The sequence below is a fragment of the Sphingobium sp. RC1 genome, from assembly GCF_059738765.1.
The window spans coordinates 139,887-161,563 of record NZ_AP027308.1; the positions used below are offsets into that span (position 1 = coordinate 139,887).

The following is a 21,677-nucleotide window of genomic DNA, read 5'->3' on the forward strand; positions in this document are numbered from 1 at the left end:
AATCTATGATCCCGCTCCCCTTCATGCAATGTGCCCGCCTCGTCAGGCGGCGCACATCATCCCGGCGCCTGCTTCCGCCACGGCTTCGTCAAATTGCTCGCGAACACCCCAGCGGGCGAGCCTGCGCATGATTTCCATGGCATCATGCGGATAGCCCAGCCCTTCATAAGCGATGCAGCCCAGTGGTGAGAGGCGTTGCGCGCCTCGCAACATGCATCGGTCGGCAATTTCGGCCTGCGCTGCATTGGGATAGATGCCGATGGTCTGCGTGTGGATGGTGACGGCGGCCACTGCTGCGTCAAGGTCCGGCACGGGAATGATATTGATGACGCGCCCACCGATCCGGTCGCTGAATTCAACCGCCTCCGCCTGTTGCGACACGATGACGCCGCCCTCATTCGCCTTGACGCCGAACACCCTATAATCGTCGGAATAGCGGATGCCCTCTATCTCGTCGCGCAACACCGGGTCGAACGCGGGGTGAGGGGAGCTATAGGCTGGGGGCAGGGCCTGCAACGCTTCATGCACCAGTCGGCCAAAGCGGTTCAGCCGGTCGAGCGACGCATCATCACTGCCGCATACGACATAGGCGAGGCGGCTGTTGCCGCAGCCTTCCTGATTGAAATAGCCAAAATCCTTGGCCAACTGCTGCGCAACCCAGCCCATCTGCTCCTCTGATTCCAGCGCCTCTGCGCCGATGATCGAGGCGCTGACCTTGGGATCGAGCGCGATCAGGTCGAGACCGGAGGTCAGATGCTGCCGGATGTGGTTCATCGAAGCAGGGCCGCCCCACGCAACGATCTTGTCGATGTTGCGCGTGTCATACAGCTTCTTCTCAAAGCCCAGGTCCCCGCCCTTCCAATAGGCGACGGTCATGTGGCGGGTGATCGGATGATCGGGGTCCATCGCGATCATCGTCTTCGCGATGGCGACGGCGGTGAAGGGGTCGTTCGACGGGCTTTTGACGATATTATCACAACGCAGCACGGCCCCGTTGATGACCGCGTGCAACGCAACATTGGGTGCATTGCCCGCGTTCAGATGAACGATGCGCGATCCAAAGGCGCGCACCATCGCGTCGCGGTCATGCAGTGACCTCGGCTTCCAGCCTTCCAGATAGTCGCGGCCGATATTCTGGTCGACGGCTTCCTCGACAATGGTCCGCCGCAGATTGGCAGCGAAGGAGACATAGGCAGTGCGCAATATGTCAGGCGACTGGCCCGACGACTGCATGTTCATTTCCAGCGCCAACCGAATGTCGGGATTTGTGTCCGGGTGCAGCCTGCGGCCCAATTCTTCGAGGAAGTCGAGAATATTGTCCAGGCTGACGGAATAATAATCCTGAAGATCAGCGCCATTGCGCAGGACGATCTGGTCCAGATATTTGTTCACGTCGGGGGTCAGGAACGCGATTTCTCCCCGGCGTCCTTCAAAGCGGACTAGGTCATCTTCTATGATGCGGCCCCGGATGATGAGCGGGATAGTATATTCTTTCATCTTCGATACTCCGAGACAGATTGGGTCAGGACGCCTTGGCCAGGAAATCTTCCAGGCTCTGGAAGGCCTGCGGCGTGCGGGCGCACACGATTTTGTCGTCGCCGCCATTCAGTTCCGAAATGCGGTTGATGTCATTGTCCATGAACGGACCCTTGCGCCCGCATGCGCATCCACCGTCGAAATGGACCGTCACCTGATCCCCCGTGATGACCCCGGCCCAGAAGGTGGTGGGCATGGGATCGAACACGACCATGCGTCCGGTCTGCGTGCCGGTGCGCGGCAGTGATTGGCCGGTTGCCGGGTCCATCAGGTGCGTGATGCCCCAGGGCAGGGGATGCAGCTTGTCATGGGGGCAGCAGACCGCTGTCGAGCTGGATTCGGTCATGCCATAGACTTCCTTGACGCGTCCTGGCACATGATGCGGGAAGCGTTCGGCAACGACATCGCGCCACCCTTCGGGGAAGCTGAACCCTTTGGCTCCACCGCCGGTCATGATCATGGAATCGGGATGCCATTCGACGAAGATGTCCATCTTCCGGCACGCCTCGGCCATGAGGTAGAGGTTCATGAGAGCCCCGTAGAACATGACCTTCTGGCCTTTCAGGCCAACCACGGCATGGTCGATGAAGCGGGTCCACCGTTCGTCCGCGTTGGACGCACGGGTTGCCAGCGCACTGGCGATTGCCTGCTCGGCCGGGCTCAGTTCCAGTTCCTCGCCCAGCGCCTGTGCGCGTTGCAGCCGCCCGTTCAACCACATCTCGTCGGCTGTCAGCGTGCCATCATCCAGCGTGATGAACATGTCCTCCCGGCCGTCGTAGCAATTTTCCTTCAGAACCCGCATGATGAGCGGGATGTTGTGACGGCCGTAACGCGAAGGCCACGGGCAGACGAAAACATATTCGCCGCTCTTCGCGTAAATGCCCGGTTCGTCGCGATATGGCTCGACGATATAGGTGTTCTTGTCGACGAACAGGGTTTCTTCGACGGTACTGAGGGGGAAGAGCGAAATCTTGCCGCTCGTCCCCGACGAAGTGACGGGCCGCAGAGGCGTCGAACGCTCCACTTCCAGCAACCATTGTTCGATCGACTTGCAATGTTCGGCATGAACGCTGGACAGGTCGTGCGTCGTAAGCGCCTGAAGCCAACGGGTCAGCTTGTCGAAGCGTGCCTTTTGCACATCCAGCGCGGAATAGGATTTGAACATGGTGTGCGGCATGGCCAGACGCGTCAGGTCATCGAACCCGCTGATTTCCTCTAATCCGACTTCATCGGCCAGACGTTGGAGCGCGCGCAATTTGGGCTTCAAGTCCCGGAATCGCCGCTGGAACAGGGCGAGCTGGATCTTTTCGACTTCGGCATAATCCAGGTCGAACAGTTCCTCCTGGCTAAGCTCCAGGAAGCGCCAGGGATCTTCTTCCAATCTTTCGTAGAGATTGGCCGTCGGGGTGGATGTCATGAAATGCTCCTGAAATGTTAGATTTGGGGGGTGGCCGATCACGCGCGCGTGATCAGGCGACATCTGCCGGTAATTCGGGATGCTTCGATCCGGTATCGAGAGCGTGGCGAGGGGGCTCGGCGGCGGCGGCCTTGCCTGCCCTGCGGCCGAAAAAGGTCGCGCCGCCGATCAACAGGCCGCTCGCATAGCCCCAGCCTTCCACCGACAGATTGGGGGCCACCTGACCGACCGCGTAAAGGCCGGGAACAGGCGTGCCATCGGCTTTCAGCGCGCGGCCATCGACGTCAGTATCAACGCCGCCCAGGCTGATGCAGCAGAAATAGGCCGAACCTACCGAACAATCGATCGCGGCAAAGGGTATCTCCGAAATCGGGGCGAGCCATTTGGGGTTCTTGCGGAATTCCTCATCATAGCCTGTCGCGGCATAGCGATTATAATTGCCGATCGTCTCCACCAGCGACCCTTCAGGCATGCCAAGGTCGGCTTCCATTTCCGGTATGTTGTCCCAGGCATCGACGACCTCATGCTTGCGCTCGGACCGGATGTCGCCAAGCTCTGGCCGTCCGAAATTGACATTGTCGCAGATCAGGTAAGCCTTGCCCTCGGGCTGGTTCAAAATCGCGTCGGTGGACCAGGCGTGATAGACGTCCTCCGCCACGAAGCGGCGACCCTGGCTGTTCACCAATATGCCTTTGACCAGGCTGGCGGGCGGATAGAAGGGCGATGTAATCATGCTCTGATCCAGCCCGACGGTCGCCGCGTCCATGCTCTGGCCCAGCGCTATGCCCGATCCGTCGGCGGTCGGCACGCCCAGTGGAGCGATGCCCTCCCGTCCAGCTTTCGATCCATGGGCAAGGCCCAGGTCCCGGTCCCACTCGCAACCGCCGGTCGCCAGCACCACACCCTTGCGCGCCGCCACCGCCATGTTGCGGCCTTCCTGCCGATATTGGACGCCAACAACCGCGCCTGCCTCGTCCCGGACCAGGGCATTGACCGCCGCATCGTAGACGACGCGCACCTTGAGTTCGTGCAGGCGCTGGAGCAACCGGTCGAACAGCAAGTGCCCGACAAATCCACCGCCCGGCTTGTGACCACGGGGGAAAGGCTCCGCCGCTTCAGACAGGGGCCAGCAGGCTTCGCTTCCGGTCCACACCAGCGTTTCATCGCTATGGGGGTGGAAATGCTTGCCGTCGAAATAGCGTTCGTTGAACGTGACGCCCATCGACATCAGCCAGTCATAATGGCCGACGCTACCCTCGCAATAGGCCTCGATCTTGTCGACTGCGGCCTTCGGCTGCGTGGCCCTTAGAAACCGGGCCATATTCTCCGGCGTATCGGCAAAGCCATTGGCCTTTTGCGGAGGCGTTCCGCCGCCCAGATAGATGAACCCGCCGGACATGGCGGTGGAGCCTCCCCCGCCAGACGTCCTTTCAACGACCAAAACCTCCGCGCCCGCTTCGGCCGCTGCAATCGCGGCGGAAGCGCCAGCCCCTCCCAGCCCGGCGATTACAACATCCGCCGTCGTCGCGAACGTGACTTCGTCCAGCGTCTTGGCTGCCTCTGTCTTCACTGTAATCCTCCCACTTGTGCGGCCGGGCCGTCTTTAAGTTCCAACATCCGGACGGGGTCGGTCCCGTCCCAATCTTGCGCGGCTTCGGCCACGTCGCGGAACAGGTTGATCAGCACCGGCTCTGCGGGCACCAGTTCCAGCATGCAGCCCAGTTCATTGCGGGTGTCGGCATAGGCGACCTGCGCCCCGCCGACCGACCGGAATTCGCTCGCCATCTCTATACCTCGCGCTCTCAGGCGCCCGATTTCCTCGCCGACATTGTGAACGATCCGGCACATGTGATGAAAGCCGACCTGGCCTTCGGGAACCATGTCGCGATAGGCGGACGGCCCCTTGCTCGTCTGCTGGATCAGTTCGATCTGGACCGGCCCCGCCTGCGCCAGCGCCGCCCTGAAAGCGAGCGGCTCGGGCCGCCCGCGATACAATGCGTCAGGATAGTCGGAGTCGCGCCGGAAAAACGGCCCGACCCCCATGGACAACCACCGCTCCATCGCATCGTCCAGGTCCGCCACGACCCAGCAATTCTGCAACAGCGCCATCCTGTCATTGCGCGGGATGAGTTCTTCCAATCCCATCAGAAGTCTGCCGCCAGAGACACGCCCCAGGTCCGGCCGACCGACGGGATCGCAAAGTCGATGAACGACCCGATCGTGTTGCTGGAAGTGAATCCGTCATAAGTGGTGTTGTTCGTCACATTCTTGACGAAGCCAGTCAGCGTCATGTTCAGCTTGTCATGCACCGGGAACTGGTAACGCATGGCCAGGTCGACCTTGGTCACCGGCGGAATGGACCCGCGTGGATCATTGAGAACGCTCGTTTCGTAACGCGACGTGTAATAGAGCGCGGCATTAAGTCCCGCCCGGCCTGCCCCCAGATCGAAAGCATAGTCGGAGATCAGGCCCGCAGTCCATTTAGGCGTACGGCGCAGCTTCAGGTCTGAGAGGTCCGCAAGACCCTGACCCGCAAGGTTCCCGACGAAACTCAGATATTTCGCGTCCAGATAGCCTGCCGATCCGGTGATCGTCCATCCGGCGACAGGGACCACGGCCAGTTCGGCCTCCACGCCCTTGTACCGGGCCTTGGCTGCATTCACCGTCGCCGTAACAATGCCCCCTCCCGGTGCGACCGTCAGGATATCTTCCTGCTTGTCCTTCAGCGTGTTGTGGAACGCCGCGACGTTCAGGCGAACCCGATGGTTGAACCATTCGCTCTTGAAGCCGACTTCATAAGCATCCATGATTTCAGGACGATAAGGGATGACGGCGTTGACGATGCTTCCCGCGCGGCCATTGAACCCGCCCGCATTATAGCCGCGACTCCAGTTTGCGTAGACGAGCAGGTCGGGTTTCACATCATATTGCAACCCGATGCGCGGCGTCAGTTCGTTGAACTTGACCGAAGCGCTCACCGGCCCTTGCTGCGGGCCAAGCACGAACTGATCGCGGATCGGCTGCTGTAGCCTTCCCCAAAGCGTGAAGTTCGTCTGCTTGCGGTCCCATGTCTGCCGCGCCCCCGCCGTCAGGCGCAGCTTGTCCGTGATGTCCCAGTCACCCTGGAAGAACAAGGCGAAGGAACGGCTCTTTTGCCGGATGCGATAGGCGTTGAGCGAGTTGAAATAGGCCGTGCCCGGCGCGGTAGTCGCCGACAGCCCGGCAAAATCGACCGACGGGAACTGCCGCGCGGTGAACGCATATTCAATGAAGAATGCGCCAGCCACGAAGTTGATCGGGCCGTCGAACTGCGTTTCCGCACGCAGCTCCTGCGAAAACTGCCAGGAGCTTTCCCGCTTGTCGTTACGCTGTATCGCAAAGCGGGTCGCGTCGAAGTCACCGAGCTGGTCCTCTTCGTCCTCGCGATAACCCGACAGGCTGACCAACTTGACGCCGTCAAGTTCGTGCGCGACCTCCAATGTTACTGCATTCAGATTATAATAGGCCGGAAATTGCGTCGTCTCGACGTCATTACGCTTCTTGCTGAGCGGCCTGCAAACGATCGAGGTCGCGGGATTGAGGCATTGTATATTCTGCCCGGAGACATAGGTCGGATACCCCAGCGTGCCCAGACCATTGGCCGTCAGCAGCTTGGGACCGGTCAGTGGAATGAGGTCGGGGGTCAGGACCGGCACATAGGGCGGCACTTCGCTATGATCCTCCATCCGCTCGAGCGAAAGGTAGATGCTGGTCCGGTCTGAAGGGGTAGCGACCAGCGACAGCATGTAATCCCGCATATCGCGTTTGCCTTCGCGATCGCCGGTGATGCTGTTGCGGAACTCACCCTTATGCTTCTTGACCGCGATCGCGCCCTTGACCGCCAACAGGCCGGGAATGATCGGCGCCATTATGACACCTTCAAAATCCGTTCGTCCGAAACTGCCCACCGTCGCGCGCAGCCTGCCGCTTGCGGGAGCGTCGGGATCGGGACGGGACCGGATGACGTTCACCGTTCCGCCCGTCGTGTTGCGGCCAAACAGCAGGCCCTGCGGACCACGCAAAATCTCCAGTCGTTCGATGTCGAACGCGTCGAGCAGCGTACCCCGCTGGAATGCCAGCGGAATGCCGTCGATGGTGAAACCGATGCCGGATTCAACGGCGCGGTTGGGATCTTGAAGCGAGATGCCGCGCAGGCTGATCTGGGGCGTGTTGAGCGCAGCGCCGGAGCGCGAGATCGTCATGCCCGGCACCATGCCGCGCAGCCCGGTCAATGCATCCAGGTTGGACGCGCGCATAGCCTCACCGGTGAAAGCCGTCACGGCGACGGGGACATCCTGCAACGGCACGGCCCGTTTCTGGGCGGTGACGATGATGTCCGCCAGTTCCGCCGACGATGACTGTGTCGATCCGCCTGAAGCTTGCGCCAGGGCATTGCCGGGTGCCATCACGCCCAAACTGAGCGCCAATAGCGAAGTTCCTGTAAAGGTCCGCATGTTATCCCCTCCATTATGTCTGTTGTCGGTTTTCCGTTTGTCGCGTCATTTTTCGCGCGACTATAAATCTGACTACCGATGGCTCGTCCTGGGACAGCCACGGATCATATGAAAACCCATTCCGGACATTATGGAAAGTTGGATAATAGGCCGTAGGACCAAGCCGGTGACCGCCGACCAATATCTGACGCTTGTCGGACGTTGAAAAGCAAGGACAAAGGGGGCGACAGGGGAGCCGCGCCGCCGCTCACCGCGTCGGTATCATGGGCGCGGGACAATGCCGTAATCGGACGGATGCCGGGTTAGGAGATGCGGGCGGTGATGGGAAGGCGAACGACTCGTCCTTCACCGCCACCCGCCCACCGGCCGAGCGATCGTGCCGGGGAGCTTCAGCGAAAGTGCCGACGCAGCGTCGGCATTGCTCAATTCACGCTTTCTTGCGACGCCTCGCCGCGGGCTTGGCTGCCAATTTGGTGACCGTGGACGCGAGCAATTCGATCTGCGCTATGGCCATCTCGATGAGGGCCGGGTCGTCGTGCGCGGCCAGGGTTCGAGCGGCCGCCATTATTTTGTCTTCCGGCGTGGGCTCTGCGGTCGTGGTTTCTTCCGGCGCTGCACCGTAACGCGCTTCGGCCCGAGCGAGAAAATCCAGCGCGACTTCTGTCGCCTGCTTTACCGCCAGATCCGTAATCTTGCCCTGCTGCTGGATGCTGGCTTCGAAAATGGCTGATTGGATGATGACAAGGGTGCGGAACGGGTCTTCTTCCGACAGCGGTTCGATCGCCCAGCCCGTATGCCACAAGGTGTGGTAGGGCAGGGCAGCAACCTTGTCGAAATCCCGCACCAAATGGCGGGATTCGAACGGAATGTGACGGGCCAGGGCGCCCGGCTTCGCGGGATTGGGTTGGTTGAAATAATCCTGGATGCCCTTGATCATCAACGTGACCAATTGCTCCAGGCTTTCTGGCTTGCGCCGCCGAACATAGCCTTCCACTTCGACACCAGTCTGCTGGACAAACCGGATCGCGATCTGGCCCAATATCTCGTCGACGCTGGCGAAGTGGGAATAGATGGATGTCCGGGTGATGCCACCATGGTCGGCGATCATGGCGATGGAGATGTCAGCTGGCTTATGCGCCTTGAGCAGTTCAATCGTCGCTTCGATGATCCGGTCGACGCGGGCTCTGCCCGGCGCGCGCTGCCCCAGCTTCTCCCGTTCGGAAAGCAACTCGCTTTGAAGAAACTGAAGGGTATTGGGCTCGGAATCTGTTTTCAAACTGTGAGGTTTGATCTTCGCCGATATTTTCTCCGCTTTACCTTTGAGCGGCGCCAGTCCCTGTTTTTTCATCATTGAACCATATCATAGCGGGGTTAGGTTTCAAGTGAAGTCGGTTCGACAACGGCTGTCAACTCCGATGTTGCAAAAATAGTATCCTAGCGCACGATATCGCTTTACACCTTTCCGCTGGCGCGATAGATGGTCCTTATGTGACATTTGTCTGTCTCTGAAAGGCTGTGGTGATCGATCACGCCGGGTATAGAGCGGGCTGTAGGGAGAGGTGCGTTGGGCAGTCGACTGTCTGGCAAGACGGCAATTATCACAGGCGCTGGCTCGATGCACGGCATGGGCGCGGCGACCGCCCGTCTGTTCGCTCGGGAAGGCGCGTCGGTGATCCTGGCAGACCTTGACGAAGCGGGCGCTGCGGCGGTGGCGGCTTCCATCACGCAGGAAGGCGGCGTTGCGTCGTCGCGATCGCAGGATGTCCGTCAGGAAGAAGGGTGGCAGGAACTCGCCGCCGACGTCCTCAAACGGTTCGGGCAGATCGACATTCTCGTGAACAATGCGGGCATCTATCATGCGGCATATGTTTCTGACACACCTGTCGCTATGCTTGACCGCCTTTTCGATATCAATTTGCGGGGCGCTTTCCTGGGCTGCCAGGTGGTGATCCCGCACATGCGCGCCAATGGCGGCGGTTCCATCGTCAATATCTCGTCCATTGCCGCATTGACGGGCGTTCACAGAAGCGCTGCTTATGCCGCTACCAAGGGGGCTGTTCGTGCGCTGACCAAAAGTGTCGCGCTCGATGAAGCGCCCTATGGCATCCGGTGCAATTCGGTACACCCCGGCACGATCGAAACGCCGATGGTCGATCAATTGCTTCAGGGCGATCCGGCCGCTATCGACGCGGCGACGGCGCCGATCCCGCTCGGTCGATTGGGCCGGCCGGAAGATGTCGCGAACATGTCCCTGTTCCTGGCATCGCAAGAGGCGTCCTATGTGACGGGTGCTGAATTTGTCGTTGATGGAGGCTTGACCATAGCATGAGCGCCGACTTCCTTCCCGTCGCTGCGGCCGCCGATCTGCCGAACAACAGCAGCAAGCCGATAACATTGAACGGCTTGGACCTTCTGCTGTGCCATGCGGACGGAGAGTTTTTCTGTGTGCAGAATGAATGCACGCATCGCGCATTTTCCCTGGCGGCCGGACGCATCAGACGCTGCATGGTGCTGTGTCCGGAACATGGCATGCCTTTCGATCTGCGAACCGGAAATCCCAAGGGTCAGCTGACGGACAAGCCGCTCCGTACATTTGAAACACGTGTCGTGGATGGTCAGGTAGAGGTCGCGGTGCCTGCGGAGGTAAGTTGAGACAGCTGCGGTCGGCCGCCATTGCGTAATGTGACAAGGGTCGCATAATGTGGGTCGGGGCGCATCACGGCGTCCGGGGAAAAATTGGGGCGAAATGCGTCCTGAAGGAGTAGGATCGTTGCAAGGTCATTTGCATTTCCGCCACTGTGCGCTGGTCGGCTGTCGCAGCGGGGCTCCCCTTTACGATGGACGGACCTCGTTGCCGGAGTGCGGGCATTGAACGCGGACTATATCGTTGTGGGCGCGGGGGCGGCGGGCTGCGCCGTCGCCAACCGTCTGTCGGAAGACAGCCGCCACAAGGTGATCCTGCTGGAAGCGGGGGGTACTGACCGTGATCCCCTCATCCATGCGCCCGGCGGGCTGATGCCGCTTTTGACATCGGGCAAGCATAGCTGGAACTACAGGAGCGCGCCGCAGGAAGAGCTGAACGACCGCGTCCTTTTCCTGCCCCGTGGCAAGGTTCTGGGCGGCGGCAGCTCGATCAACGGCATGATCTATGATCGAGGCACGCCGAGCGATTATGATCGGTGGGCGGCGCTGGGCAATTCCGGCTGGTCCTATGAGGATGTGCTGCCCTATTTCAAACGGGCCGAAAGTTACGAGCCGGGCGGGGACGCGCGGTGGCACGGTCACTCCGGGCCGGTCAGGATCAGCCGCCCCGGCGTTCACAATCCACTCGCCAAGGCGTTCCTGCAAGCCTGCGAAGAAGCTGGCTACCCTTATAATGACGACACCAACGGCGCGGTTCGGGATGGCGCCGGTCCCGTCGATATGTTCGTCAGCCGGGGCCGCCGGTGGAGCGCGGCGACCGCCTATATCAAGCCGTTCCGCTCGCGCTCGAACCTGGATGTTCGTCTCGGCGCGCAGGTGCTGAAGATATTGGTCGAAAATGGCCGCGCCGTCGGCGTTCGCATCCGGGAAAAAGGGCAGGAGCTTGACCTCCGCGTGGGCGGCGAGGTGATCCTCTGTGGCGGCGGCATCAATTCGCCCCAGCTTCTGATGCTGTCCGGCATCGGTGACGCCTCGGCCCTGTCGCAGGTCGGCGTGGACCCGGTCCATAATCTGCCCGGCGTCGGTCGGAATCTTCAGGACCATCTGTCCACCTATGTGAAGCAGGCGGTGACGCAGCCGGTATCCCATTATCAATATGTCAGCCCGCTGAAGGGCGTGCTGGCCTTTGCGCAATATTTGGCTTTCCGCACGGGGCCGCTCGCCAGCACCGGCATGGAAGCGGTCGCCTATGTGCGATCGCAACCGGGCATCGCCGAACCTGACATAAAGCTCTCGCTCGTGCTGGCGTTGATGAATGATACGCTGACAGGCCTGATGCCGCGTCACGGCTTCATGGCGCATGTCTGCGTCGTCCGGCCGCACAGCCGTGGGCATGTGACGCTGGCCTCGCCCGACCCGCATGCCGCGCCGGTCGTGGATCACCGCTACCTTAGCGATACCCGCGACATGGTCGATTTCCGCAACGGCATCCGTGTGTGCCGCCAGATTTTCGGACAGGCCGCGTTCGATCCCTATCGCGGCGATGAATTGTCGCCGGGCGCGTCTGTACAGACCGACAGCCAGATCGACGCCTTCATCCGTGCCAACGCAAGTGCGGATTATCACACGGCCGGTACGTGCAAGATGGGATCGGACGATGACAGCGTCGTCGATGCCAGCCTGCGGGTCAGGGGCATTGGCGGGCTACGGGTGGCCGATACGTCGGTGATGCCGACTCTCGTCGGCGGGAATACGAATATGCCCGCCATCATGATCGGCGAAAAGGCGGCGGACCTGATCAGGGACCGCAGCCATGCGTGACAAGTGTAAAAGACATAGGACGCGGCGCGAACCGCGAGCGACTGGAGAGCTATAATGCCGGTATGGGATGAGGTTTTCGACGTGGTGGTCATGGGCTCCGGCGCAGCGGGCGTTTCCGCCGCGATCGCGGCACAGCATCGCGGCTGCAAGACGCTGGTGCTGGAACGCAGCGACAAGCTGGGCGGGACGAGCGCCGTGTCGGGCGGCGTGCCGTGGATCCCCAACAATCACCACATGCACGAGGTAGGGACGACCGACTCGCGCGAACAGGCGCTCACCTATCTTCGCAGCCTTTCGCTCGGCAAAATGGATATCGAACTCGCCGAAACCTATGTCGATGAAGCGCCGGGCGTGCTGCGTTATCTGGAGCAAGAGACCCAGCTGGCGTTCCGGGCGCTCAAGACGCCTGACTATCACCCCGAACATCCCGGCGGCACCTTCGGCCGCTCCGTCAGCCCCGGCCTGTTTCCTGCGGGCGAGTTGGGGGATCTGCGCGCGCACCTGCGTTCGGCCCCCTGCTTCCCGCTGCCTGTCGCGATGACCGACATCGATGACGGGACCAATATGCTGGACCCCGAGATCATCGGCGATCGTCTAGCCAAAGGCATGGTGGGTACCGGCATGGCGCTGATGGCTGGCCTCATCAAGGGTGCGGTGGACAAGGGTGTGGAGTTTCGCCGCAACGCCCGTGGCCGCCGCCTAGTGATCGACGATGGCGCCATTGTGGGCATTGAGGTCGAACAGGACGGCCGCATGGTCCGCATCGGCGCGCGCCGCGCCGTCATTCTGGCAAGCGGCGGCTTTGAATGGAACAAGGACATGGCGACCGACCTGATGGGCGCTCCCATCGAAGGTCCGCTCAGCCCGCCTTTCAATGAGGGCGACGGTCTGATCATGGCGGCCGAGGCGCAGGCCAGCATGGCCAACGCCCATGAAGCCTGGTGGATGCCGATGATCCGCATTCCGGGCGACGAATATGAAGGGCAGCAACTCAACCGCATGGTGGTCGGCGAAAGAGCCTCCCCCGGTTCGATCATGGTCAACCGCGCGGGCAAGCGCTTCGTCAACGAAGCCCACAATTATAATGACGTTGGCCGCTCCTTCCGCAACTTCGATCCCGTGGCGTTCGACTATCCGAACCTGCCCGCCTGGATCATCCTCGATTCGACTTTCCTCGACAAATATCCGTTCGGCACGCGCTATCCTGGCGATCCGATTCCGGCATGGCTCGAATCCGCGCCAACGCTGCGCGAACTGGCGGAGAAAATCGGCGTAAATCCCGATGGCCTTGAAGACACGGTCACGCGTTTCAACGCGAATGTCGAACGGGGTGAGGACCCCGACTTCCACCGTGGCCGGAGCAAATATGACCGTCATTATGGCGACCCGTCACGCGAAGGTGCGCTCCAGTCGCTAGGACCGATCCAGCAAGGCCCCTTCTACGCCTGCCGGGTCTATTCCGGCGTTCTCGGCACCAAGGGCGGGCCGAAGATCAACGCCAAGTCGGAAGTGGTGAACGTCAGGGGCGGCCGCATCCCCGGCCTTTACGCGGCGGGGAACGTCTCCGGCGGCTTCACCGGCATGGCATATCCCGGCGCCGGAGCCACGATCGGGCCGGGCCTGGTCTTCGGCCACATCGCCGGACGCGAGGCGGCGTCCAGCGTCAACAGGTTCTGAAAAGGAGGCGACATTGCCCGAAGTCGAACATACCACAAAGGTCACCGCCTCCCTGCCTCAGGTCTGGAATTTCGTCGAGGACATGGACAATTGGGCGCCGTTCCTCACAGGGTATCAGCGCCACGAGAAGATCAACCGCGATGAATCCATCTGGGTTGTGAAGGGCGAACTGGGCGGCCTGACCCGCAGCGCGGAATTCAAGGTTCAGGTCACGGAATGGAACGAGCCTAGCCGCGTGACCTTCGTGATGCAGGGTTTGCAGGAGCCTGTCACCGGCTCGGGCGAGTTTCTGGCGATCGACCTGGGCGGCGGCATAGCGAATGCCGTGCCACCGGCCTCCGTCCCCGCACATGCGCGCTCAGGCGGCTGGCTCAGCAGATTGTGGGAACGCCTCTCCCGCTGGTTGCTGCGACGCGTCACCAACAGCGTCGATGTGCAAGCGGCAGCGCCCGTGGCAGATGCGGGCGATCCGAACACGCAGATCACTTTCCGGCTGAACGTTCAGGCGGGTGGCGCCACCGGGCCGGTCCTCAACCTGCTGCTGGGACCGATGCTGAAACCGGTTGCTGAAGATCTGGCGATGAAGATCGCCCAGGCGGTGGACAAGCCGTCACAAGGATAAATCTTGCGCGGGGTCTGCCGTAAAGGCGTGGACTCCGCGAAGGAAGGATACTCCGCTATTGACGGACAAATGTCCGTTATGCATGATCGTCCGGAACCTGGCCGCCTCTTGCCTACTGCGCGTAAAGCGGGCCGTTGGATGTAGCTGGACGATTGGAAACAGGATCAGCGCGCCGAGGTGCGACTGGATTGAATCGACAGGAGATGGAAATGACGGAAAATCTGGTCGCCGAGGCGGGAGCCGGACATTCTTCGAAACTTCAGGGCTGGCGCTATTTCGACCGCGACTTCGCGGGGCGGGAATGGGATGCGGTATGGACCAAGAGCTGGCTCGTGGTGTGCCGCGAAGACCAGATTCCTGAGCCGGGCGACTTCCTGGTGGAAGAGGTTGGCACGGAATCCATCCTTGTGGTGCGTCAGGAAGATGGCGGCATCAAGGCCTTCTACAATGTGTGTCAGCATCGCGGGAACAAGCTGGTGTCCGTGGCGGAAGGGTCCATGCCATCCTTCACCTGCGCCTATCACAGCTGGAAATGGTCGCTGGAAGGCGAATGCATCGGCGCGCAGGACCCGGAGGACTTCTCCGCAGGCTCCCCATGCGGACGCAAGCGGCTCGCCGAAATCAACAGCGAGACCTTCGCCAGCTTCGTCTGGGTGAACATGGACGCCAACCCGATGCCTCTCAAGGAGTATCTGGGCGAACTGTACGAACCGTTGGCGCGCTATCCCTTCGAGCAGATGCACTGCACCCAGGCCATATCGGTGCGGATGCCCTGCAACTGGAAGATCATTTCGGACAATTTCCGCGAAACATATCACATCCCCACCGCGCATCCGGAGGGGCTGTATGTGAACGAGCCCTATTATGTGACAGCGGTCATCGAAACGCTGAAGAACGGGCACGCGCGCCTTGTGACGCCGGGCAGCCAGCCTTCGCGCTATCTGCCCGATGGCAAGCTGGCGATCGACGAGTATCTGATCCAGGACCTTAAGACCTGGGAATTGCAGCCGGACGATTTCAAGGACAAGCCGCTGGCGATCCGGGAAGCGATCATCGCGCAAAAGCGGAAGCTGGGCGTCGAACGCGGCCATAGCCATTATGACCGGATGGAAGACGCGCAGCTGACCGATACCTTCCTCTATTCGATCTTCCCCAACCTCACGCTGACCTGTTTTTCGGACGGCATGCTGTTCCTGCGCGCCTGGCCGCATCCGACCGACCCGGAAAAATGCACCTTCGACACCTGGTTCTATGCGACGGGTTCAGAGGATTTCTTCACCAAGATGCTGACTTCGGCGGGCGGCGTGGCTGACACTGCGCGTGCGCCTGTGGAACGCGAATGGCGCAACTTCGGCGAAGGGAGCCTTGGCATTACGCTCGATGGCGACGCGGGTATCATGGAGGCGCAGCAGCGCGGCATGCATTCGCGCGGCTGGAATGGCGCGGAACTGGCCGGTCAGGAAAAGCGGATTTCCCACTATCACGACCGTATCGATCAACTGATCGCCGAAAATGGGATGTCCATCGCCGCTGAATGACGAACGGCGCTGCGGGCGTACGCGTCCGCAGCGCCTTTGGTGTAACGGATGTCGTCCGGTAGCTGGCGAAACGCAAGACGTGCGCCCGCACCCACGGGCGGCGCTCTAAAGATAAGGAGAGGCTCGATGTTCCTGGACCCTGTTTCAGGCCAACTCAAGAAAGTGCGGCAGATCGCATTCGTCGTGCCGGACGCGATCGAATGGGCGCGTCGGCACATGGCCCGCTTCGGCTCTGGCCCCTTCTTTGTGCTCGCGCACCTTCCCCATGACCTGCAAACCTATCGCGGCAAGGAAATCGACCTCGATACGACAGGTGTCGTGGGCCAATGGGGCGACGTGATGGTCGAGCTGGTGGAGCAGCATTGTGACACGCCATCAGCCTACAGCGAGCTTTATCCGACAGGTGGTCCCGGCCTGCACCATATGACGGTGTTCGTCGATGACATTCACGCGGCGATCAAGGATTATGAAAGCAAGGGCTTTGATAACATCCTCTATTCGGTCGTGTCACCGCTCGGCGACTCCAAACCCAGCCCTTATGCGATGATGGACACGCGCAAGGAGTTCGGCATGCTGACCGAATTCTATGAAGAGGCTGTTGTCAGCGACTTTTACAAGATGGTGCGGGATGCCGCCGACGGCTGGGACGGGTCCGATCCCATCCGCTACATATATGGCCAACCCTGAAGGGGATATTCTCGACATGGAAAAGCGTAATCTCGGGAAATCCGACCTAAAAGTCTCTATTGCCGGTCTTGGCTGCAATAATTTCGGCTGGTTCCTCGACAAGGAAAAATCCCTTGAGGTGATCTCTGCTGCGCTGGACGCCGGGATCAACTTCTTCGACACCGCCAACAACTATGGTTTTCCTCCCGGAGAATCGGAACGCATCCTCGGCGAAGCTTTTCGCGGCCGTCGGGATTCCGTGATTATCGCCACGAAAGTCGGTGACAAGGTTGGCGACAGCGACGATAATCAGGGCGCTGCCCCTGCTTATGTCCGGCGGGCTCTGGAAGAAAGCCTGGCCAATTTGGGCACCGATTATGTTGATCTCTATCAGCTGCATTATCCCGACGCGAACGTCCCGATCGGCGAAACGCTGGCCGCATTCGACCAGCTGATCCAGGAAGGTAAGGTGCGCTATGTCGGCTGTGCGAACCACAGCGCCGCCCAACTGGCTGAAGCACTGGACGCAGCGGGAGCCACCCATCGTGCGGCTTTCATATCGTGCCAATCCGAATATAGCCTGCTGGCACGCGATGTCGAAAGCGAACTTGCACCCTTGATGGTCGCCAATGGCGTCGGGTTTCTGCCTTACTTCCCCCTCGCCAACGGGTTGCTGACGGGCAAATATCTGGGTGGCGACGACAGTTCGGGCCGTCTGGAAACCCTTAAGCAGATACCCTTCTTCGATAAGTTCCTGACGCCGGAACGGTTTGAGAAGGTCGGCCGTCTCGGCGAAATTTCCCGTAAATCGAGCATCCCGATGGTGAAGCTGGCCCTCGGCTGGCTCGCCGCAAAGCCCTTCGTCTCATCCGTGATTGCCGGGGCGACCAAGCCTGAACAGGTTTACGCCAATGCGCAGGCCTGCATGACAGTTTTGCCGCAAGACATAATGGCGGAGCTGGATCAGCTGTAATTAGAGCATCGTGCGCAAAAGTGGGAACCGGTTTTGCGCTTAAAAGGATGCGATAACAAAAAACTAGAGCGCGCGACCTGCGCCCGATTAAACGCAGCGCGCTCTAGCGGCGGCCCCCGGTCACTGCGGCTGGGGAGCACCAGTATAAGAAACGGCGGGAAGCTCTAAGCCTCCCGCCGTTTCATTTTCGGCTTTGCGTCAATGCGCTGGTGAATAGGGCGCTGCATCAGCGAAGATCAGCGTTTCCTTCGCACCGCTGCGGCAGATTTCCTGATAGATTTTGCCACCTTCAGGGGCGCTGGCCATGGCCTGGATACCGGCATCGAAAGCGTTCATGTCCGGCAGTTTCCAAAGATGGATGACGGTATTCGCCCGCCCGATCTTGGTGACGAGTCCCGCGATCATCTCCCAACCCGCGCCTTCGGCGATGCGCTTCATCTCCGGAACTATGTTCAAAAAGACGGGAAGCGTTTCATAATCGAGTTCCAACGTTGCCTGAAGATAAACGCTCATCTGATATCCACTCCTTGCGATCGCGGTCGGAGCCTGGCTCTCACCGCATAATCTTACGATAAATGACGAACGTCTGATATTCAAGCGACGACATGATGCATCAGGGATCAGCCGATCGCGTGACAGGGATAGCCCCATAACCGGGCGCGAGAAGAAAAAATAAGCGTCATATGTCAGATAAAAATGCTCATAAGCGCTTGTTACGGCCCCTTCACTGTTGACCCTCCTGAGAAAAGCAGTTAGCTAGCACACTTGTGTAGCGACAAGTCGATCCAGAAAGAGTCGCGGCCACATCGGATCAAAAATCAGCGTTGAATGGGGAGGGCATATGCGAGGCCTGGCATTTTCGTCGGCGATAGCGATCGCAACTGCGTTGGGCGGCTTTCAGGCGGCATTGGCCGCGGAGCCGCAGCAGGCGCCGGACGCGACCGCAGCCAATCAGCCGCAGCAATCCGAAGGACTTTCGGACATCATCGTGACCGCGCAGAAGCGTGCCGAGCCACTTCAAAGTGTGCCTGTCTCCGTTTCCGCATTCAGCAATGACACGCTTCAAAAGGCCCGTGTCGATGGCCTGACCGGCCTTCGCGGCCTCGTGCCGGGCATGACCGTCACACGTTCAGGCGCAGCCGTCGATGTGCCGCAGATCAGCTTGCGCGGCATTTCCATTCAGGACGTCCTGCCCAGCGTGGAACCAGGCATCGGCATCACCCTGGACGGTATCCCCATCGCATTTCAGCGCGGCGCTCTGATCGACGCGTTCGATGTGCAGCGCGTGGAGGTGCTGCGCGGTCCTCAAGGCGTTCTGAACGGGAAGAACACGACGGGCGGATCGATCAACGTCGTGCGCCTTCGTCCAGACCCATCCGCCGACACGACCGGAAAGGTTCGCTTCACCATCGGCAGCTTTGGCCAGAACGACTATGAAGGCTATATCATGGCGCCAGTCGTCAAGGATATGCTGGCGGTCAAGGCAACCATCGCCGTACGCAAGGACAATGGTCAGTTCCGCAACATCGTGGACGGCGGCCGCGAAGGGGATCGCGACGTCCGGCAATATTCGCTGGCCGCAGTCGCGACGCCCACGGACAGGCTCAACATCTATGTCGCTTTCGACCGGCTGGAAAATGACAGCGCCATCCCACCCTATGTGGCCACGCCTGTCCCCGATCTTATTGCCTATCCCATCCCCGGCTATTTCGGCGGCCTGAACTCCACTTGTCTCAATCCCGCGACGCAGATCATCTGCCGTCCCCTGAGCGATCTGGACAAGGGCAAGAATGAAGTCGAAACCACCCAGCTGCCAGCTTCCCTGCGCCTGACCGCAGCCACTGGCGAAATTTCCTATGACTTGACCGATGAAGTGAAGTTCACGTCCCTAACCGGGTATCGCGAATTCCACGAACGGCAGACCAGCGACTTCGACGCGACGCGTTTCGCCCTGTTCCGCGACAAGGCATCGGTCGACGCGAAGCAGTTTTCGCAGGAAGCGCGTTTCGCGACATCTTTCTCAGGCCCCTTCAACATCGTGGCCGGTGCCTTCTATATGAATTACCGGTACACCGAAAAGCAGAACCCGTCGCTGGACGCGGCTGTGCTGCCGGACATGGATGCAAATGGAGATGTCATTCTGACCAACGGCTTGCCGACCTTCTCGACACCGCCGGGCGTAGCGTTCCTCAATTCTTTGAACCGCTATCGCACGTTCCAGACCAACAAGACTTTCGCCCTGTTCTTTCAGGCCGACTACGACATCACCGAAAAGTTGCGCCTGACCGTCGGCGGCCGTCAAACCTGGGACAAGAAGACGACCGATTACAGCCTCTGGGCACCAATAGTTTCGGACACTCGTGACAACGACGCGATCGGTCCACTTGTTGGCCAGGTCACAGGCCGCGCGAAGTTCAAGAAGTTCACGCCGAAGGTCAATCTGCAATATAAGTTCACGCCCGACATTCTTGCCTATGCGCAATATAGCAAGGGCTACAACACTGGCGGGTTCAACGGACGCCCCGGCAATCTGGTCACCGCCGTTCAGGCCTATGAGCCGGAGACGATGCAGGCCTATGAAATCGGCCTCAAGACCGAACTCTTCAACAAGCGCGTTCGCCTGAACCTGTCGGCTTTCCACAATACTCTGGATGACAAGCAGGAAAATGTCCTCCAGGTCGTGGGTACGACCAATGTCGCCACCACTCTCAACGTGGCCAAGGCGCAGTATAAGGGCTTTGAAGCAGAGCTGGCCCTCGCACCGATGCGCGGTTGGACGATCACCGGGTCGGTCGGTTATCTGGACGCCAAATATAAGGATTTCTTCGGAGATCTGGGTCAAGGCCCGGCGGATCTGAGCGGCCTCAAGCTGCGGCGCGTTCCCAAATGGACCGCAGGCGCCATATCGGATTACAGCTTCTCGGCGGGTCCGGGCACTGTGGGGCTCAATGCGGCGATCTTCTACACCAGTCGCTATGAAACCGACGTGCTGAACGATCCTCGCGGCTCCATCCCGCCCGTCACGAAAATCGATCTTGGCGTTCGGTATGAGCTGCCCGTCGCGGGCAACACGACCGTCGAATTGGCCGGCTTTGTGAAGAACGTCACCAACAACACGACATATGATGGATATACCTCCGGTGACGCGGTAGGCACTTTCATCGAATTCGCCAATCCGTCGCCTGGCCGCCAGTGGGGCGCATCGCTGACGGCGCGTTTTTGATCGAGCCTCGGCTCTGAGCGGCAGGCGGGTCCAGACCCTCCCTGCAATGCTCAGAGCCGAAGAACGACAAGCTGCCGCCAATTGAAACGTAGGAGTTGTTCAGATGAGGCTTGAAGGAAAGGTGGCGCTGGTCGCCGGGGCGGCAGGAACCGCCAATATGGGCCAGAAAATTGCGGAGCGGTTGGCGCAGGAAGGTTGCAAGGTCGTCGTGACAGGGCGGCATGAAGAGCCGCTGCGCGCCATCGCGGAGCAGATCGGCGGCAGCTACATATTGATGGACATCACGAGCAAGGCCGATGTCGATGCCGCCGCTGACTTTGCCGTCCAAACCTATGGCAAGCTGGACGTTGCGGTGAACGCGACTGGCTGGGGGCTGATGAAGCCGACCCACGAAACGACCGAGGCTGATCTCGACAAGATCATGGACATTCAGTTCAAAGGCCCCTTCTTCTTCATCCAGGCGATGTTGCGGGTAATGGGGCAGGGCGGATCGATCATTCAGATTTCCTCCGCCACGGCGACCATCATGCTCGAAAATCACGCCGCCTACATGGGCACCAAGGCCGGAATCGACCATGTGATCCGCACCGTCGCCAACGAATATGGCGCGCGCGGCATCCGGGCGAACTCCATTTCGCCGGGCCTCACCGAAACGCCGATGGCTGGCGACAGCTTCAGCGTGAAGGAACTGATCGACGCCTTTGCAAAGGAATATCCGCTAGGCCGCCTCGGAACGCGCGAAGATATTGCGGCTGCGGTCGTATGGCTGGCATCCGACGAATGTTTCATGACCGGCCAGAATCTTCAGGTGAATGGCGGGCTCACGCTCCGTCGCAACCCGATCCTGTCCGAACTGGGCGAGGTGGCCGCGCGTGCCACGGCGCATCTGAGCAGCTGACAACGACACAGCGGTGCGGGCGGGAGCATTGCTTCCGTCCGCAAACGGCGCAGGGTCAAGAAAGGAAGGGTAGCACTGGCTACCCTCCCTATTTTGCTGCTGGCGGCATTTCGATTTCCAGCGCGTCGCACGCTGTGTGGCCGTATATCAACCAGCCGCATCCCGGCTCG

Annotated in this window: 17 protein-coding genes; 10 read left to right on the plus strand and 7 right to left on the minus strand. The window is 60.4% G+C overall.

Translation table 11 applies throughout. From position 1 onward, the window contains the following. Nucleotides 1-42: 42 nt before the first annotated feature. The 6 genes from AC6JBC_RS14720 to AC6JBC_RS14745 all read right to left on the minus strand — a co-directional run bounded on the left by AC6JBC_RS14720 (nucleotide 43) and on the right by AC6JBC_RS14745 (nucleotide 8,722). Complete coding sequence (locus AC6JBC_RS14720; protein WP_498026233.1) at nucleotides 43-1,497, minus strand: acyl-CoA reductase; 1,455 nt, start codon at nucleotides 1,495-1,497, stop codon at nucleotides 43-45. 25 nt (nucleotides 1,498-1,522) lie between these two features. Next, nucleotides 1,523-2,953 carry a long-chain-fatty-acid--protein ligase gene (locus AC6JBC_RS14725; protein ID WP_498026234.1) on the minus strand — a complete coding sequence of 477 codons (1,431 nt, stop codon included), beginning with the start codon at nucleotides 2,951-2,953 and terminating at the stop codon, nucleotides 1,523-1,525. A gap of 52 nt (nucleotides 2,954-3,005) precedes the next feature. Next, nucleotides 3,006-4,523: an FAD-dependent oxidoreductase gene (locus AC6JBC_RS14730; protein WP_498026235.1), complete on the minus strand. Its 1,518-nt coding sequence runs from the start codon at nucleotides 4,521-4,523 to the stop codon at nucleotides 3,006-3,008. Further along, nucleotides 4,520-5,098 carry a VOC family protein gene (locus tag AC6JBC_RS14735; RefSeq protein WP_498026236.1) on the minus strand — a complete coding sequence of 193 codons (579 nt, stop codon included), beginning with the start codon at nucleotides 5,096-5,098 and terminating at the stop codon, nucleotides 4,520-4,522. The genes AC6JBC_RS14730 and AC6JBC_RS14735 overlap by 4 nt, the downstream gene beginning before the upstream one ends. Next, nucleotides 5,098-7,446 (minus strand): TonB-dependent receptor, encoded by a 2,349-nt coding sequence (locus tag AC6JBC_RS14740; protein ID WP_498026237.1) that lies wholly within the window; start codon nucleotides 7,444-7,446, stop codon nucleotides 5,098-5,100. Before AC6JBC_RS14740 ends, AC6JBC_RS14735 begins: the two co-directional genes overlap by 1 nt. A gap of 427 nt (nucleotides 7,447-7,873) precedes the next feature. Next, nucleotides 7,874-8,722 carry a TetR/AcrR family transcriptional regulator gene (locus tag AC6JBC_RS14745; protein WP_498026238.1) on the minus strand — a complete coding sequence of 283 codons (849 nt, stop codon included), beginning with the start codon at nucleotides 8,720-8,722 and terminating at the stop codon, nucleotides 7,874-7,876. Nucleotides 8,723-9,010: 288 nt separating this feature from the next. On the opposite strand from AC6JBC_RS14745, the gene AC6JBC_RS14750 reads away from it, so the two are divergent. From AC6JBC_RS14750 to AC6JBC_RS14785, 8 genes are all read left to right on the plus strand, one after another. Continuing rightward, a complete protein-coding gene (locus AC6JBC_RS14750; protein ID WP_498026239.1) occupies nucleotides 9,011-9,775 on the plus strand; it encodes an SDR family NAD(P)-dependent oxidoreductase in 765 nt (254 codons plus the stop codon). Continuing rightward, nucleotides 9,772-10,098 carry a Rieske (2Fe-2S) protein gene (locus tag AC6JBC_RS14755; protein WP_498026240.1) on the plus strand — a complete coding sequence of 109 codons (327 nt, stop codon included), beginning with the start codon at nucleotides 9,772-9,774 and terminating at the stop codon, nucleotides 10,096-10,098. The genes AC6JBC_RS14750 and AC6JBC_RS14755 overlap by 4 nt, the downstream gene beginning before the upstream one ends. A 207-nt stretch (nucleotides 10,099-10,305) precedes the next feature. Then, nucleotides 10,306-11,910 (plus strand): GMC family oxidoreductase, encoded by a 1,605-nt coding sequence (locus AC6JBC_RS14760; protein WP_498026241.1) that lies wholly within the window; start codon nucleotides 10,306-10,308, stop codon nucleotides 11,908-11,910. 54 nt (nucleotides 11,911-11,964) lie between these two features. Then, nucleotides 11,965-13,587, plus strand: a complete 1,623-nt coding sequence (locus tag AC6JBC_RS14765) for an FAD-dependent oxidoreductase (protein ID WP_498026242.1) — start codon at nucleotides 11,965-11,967, stop codon at nucleotides 13,585-13,587. A gap of 13 nt (nucleotides 13,588-13,600) precedes the next feature. Beyond that, nucleotides 13,601-14,209 (plus strand): SRPBCC family protein, encoded by a 609-nt coding sequence (locus AC6JBC_RS14770; protein ID WP_498026243.1) that lies wholly within the window; start codon nucleotides 13,601-13,603, stop codon nucleotides 14,207-14,209. A gap of 209 nt (nucleotides 14,210-14,418) precedes the next feature. Next, a complete protein-coding gene (locus AC6JBC_RS14775; RefSeq protein ID WP_498026244.1) occupies nucleotides 14,419-15,747 on the plus strand; it encodes an aromatic ring-hydroxylating oxygenase subunit alpha in 1,329 nt (442 codons plus the stop codon). Between the two features lie 126 nt (nucleotides 15,748-15,873). Continuing rightward, nucleotides 15,874-16,434 carry a VOC family protein gene (locus AC6JBC_RS14780; RefSeq protein ID WP_196227132.1) on the plus strand — a complete coding sequence of 187 codons (561 nt, stop codon included), beginning with the start codon at nucleotides 15,874-15,876 and terminating at the stop codon, nucleotides 16,432-16,434. Continuing rightward, on the plus strand, nucleotides 16,421-17,386 hold the full coding sequence (locus AC6JBC_RS14785) for an aldo/keto reductase (protein WP_498026245.1): 966 nt from the start codon (nucleotides 16,421-16,423) through the stop codon (nucleotides 17,384-17,386). The genes AC6JBC_RS14780 and AC6JBC_RS14785 overlap by 14 nt, the downstream gene beginning before the upstream one ends. 198 nt (nucleotides 17,387-17,584) lie before the next feature. Here AC6JBC_RS14785 and AC6JBC_RS14790 read toward each other — a convergent pair whose 3' ends face one another. Further along, nucleotides 17,585-17,899 carry an NIPSNAP family protein gene (locus AC6JBC_RS14790; RefSeq protein WP_196227133.1) on the minus strand — a complete coding sequence of 105 codons (315 nt, stop codon included), beginning with the start codon at nucleotides 17,897-17,899 and terminating at the stop codon, nucleotides 17,585-17,587. A gap of 328 nt (nucleotides 17,900-18,227) precedes the next feature. Here AC6JBC_RS14790 and AC6JBC_RS14795 point away from each other — a divergent pair, with 328 nt between their 5' ends. Both AC6JBC_RS14795 and AC6JBC_RS14800 read left to right on the plus strand, forming a co-directional pair. Next, nucleotides 18,228-20,609: a TonB-dependent receptor gene (locus AC6JBC_RS14795; protein ID WP_498026246.1), complete on the plus strand. Its 2,382-nt coding sequence runs from the start codon at nucleotides 18,228-18,230 to the stop codon at nucleotides 20,607-20,609. A gap of 103 nt (nucleotides 20,610-20,712) precedes the next feature. Next, the gene (locus tag AC6JBC_RS14800) at nucleotides 20,713-21,507 is read left to right on the plus strand and encodes an SDR family oxidoreductase (RefSeq protein WP_498026247.1); all 795 of its coding nucleotides are present in this window, start codon (nucleotides 20,713-20,715) and stop codon (nucleotides 21,505-21,507) included. The last annotated feature ends 170 nt before the right edge of the window (nucleotides 21,508-21,677 follow it).

Coding starts and splice junctions, on each gene's coding strand:
- AC6JBC_RS14720 (WP_498026233.1), bottom strand. CDS start 1,497: ATGAAAGAATATACTATCCCGCTCATCATCCGGGGCCGCATCATAGAA.
- AC6JBC_RS14725 (WP_498026234.1), bottom strand. CDS start 2,953: ATGACATCCACCCCGACGGCCAATCTCTACGAAAGATTGGAAGAAGAT.
- AC6JBC_RS14735 (WP_498026236.1), bottom strand. CDS start 5,098: ATGGGATTGGAAGAACTCATCCCGCGCAATGACAGGATGGCGCTGTTG.
- AC6JBC_RS14740 (WP_498026237.1), bottom strand. CDS start 7,446: ATGCGGACCTTTACAGGAACTTCGCTATTGGCGCTCAGTTTGGGCGTG.
- AC6JBC_RS14755 (WP_498026240.1), top strand. CDS start 9,772: ATGAGCGCCGACTTCCTTCCCGTCGCTGCGGCCGCCGATCTGCCGAAC.
- AC6JBC_RS14765 (WP_498026242.1), top strand. CDS start 11,965: ATGCCGGTATGGGATGAGGTTTTCGACGTGGTGGTCATGGGCTCCGGC.
- AC6JBC_RS14775 (WP_498026244.1), top strand. CDS start 14,419: ATGACGGAAAATCTGGTCGCCGAGGCGGGAGCCGGACATTCTTCGAAA.
- AC6JBC_RS14780 (WP_196227132.1), top strand. CDS start 15,874: ATGTTCCTGGACCCTGTTTCAGGCCAACTCAAGAAAGTGCGGCAGATC.
- AC6JBC_RS14785 (WP_498026245.1), top strand. CDS start 16,421: ATGGCCAACCCTGAAGGGGATATTCTCGACATGGAAAAGCGTAATCTC.
- AC6JBC_RS14790 (WP_196227133.1), bottom strand. CDS start 17,899: ATGAGCGTTTATCTTCAGGCAACGTTGGAACTCGATTATGAAACGCTT.
- AC6JBC_RS14795 (WP_498026246.1), top strand. CDS start 18,228: ATGCGAGGCCTGGCATTTTCGTCGGCGATAGCGATCGCAACTGCGTTG.
- AC6JBC_RS14800 (WP_498026247.1), top strand. CDS start 20,713: ATGAGGCTTGAAGGAAAGGTGGCGCTGGTCGCCGGGGCGGCAGGAACC.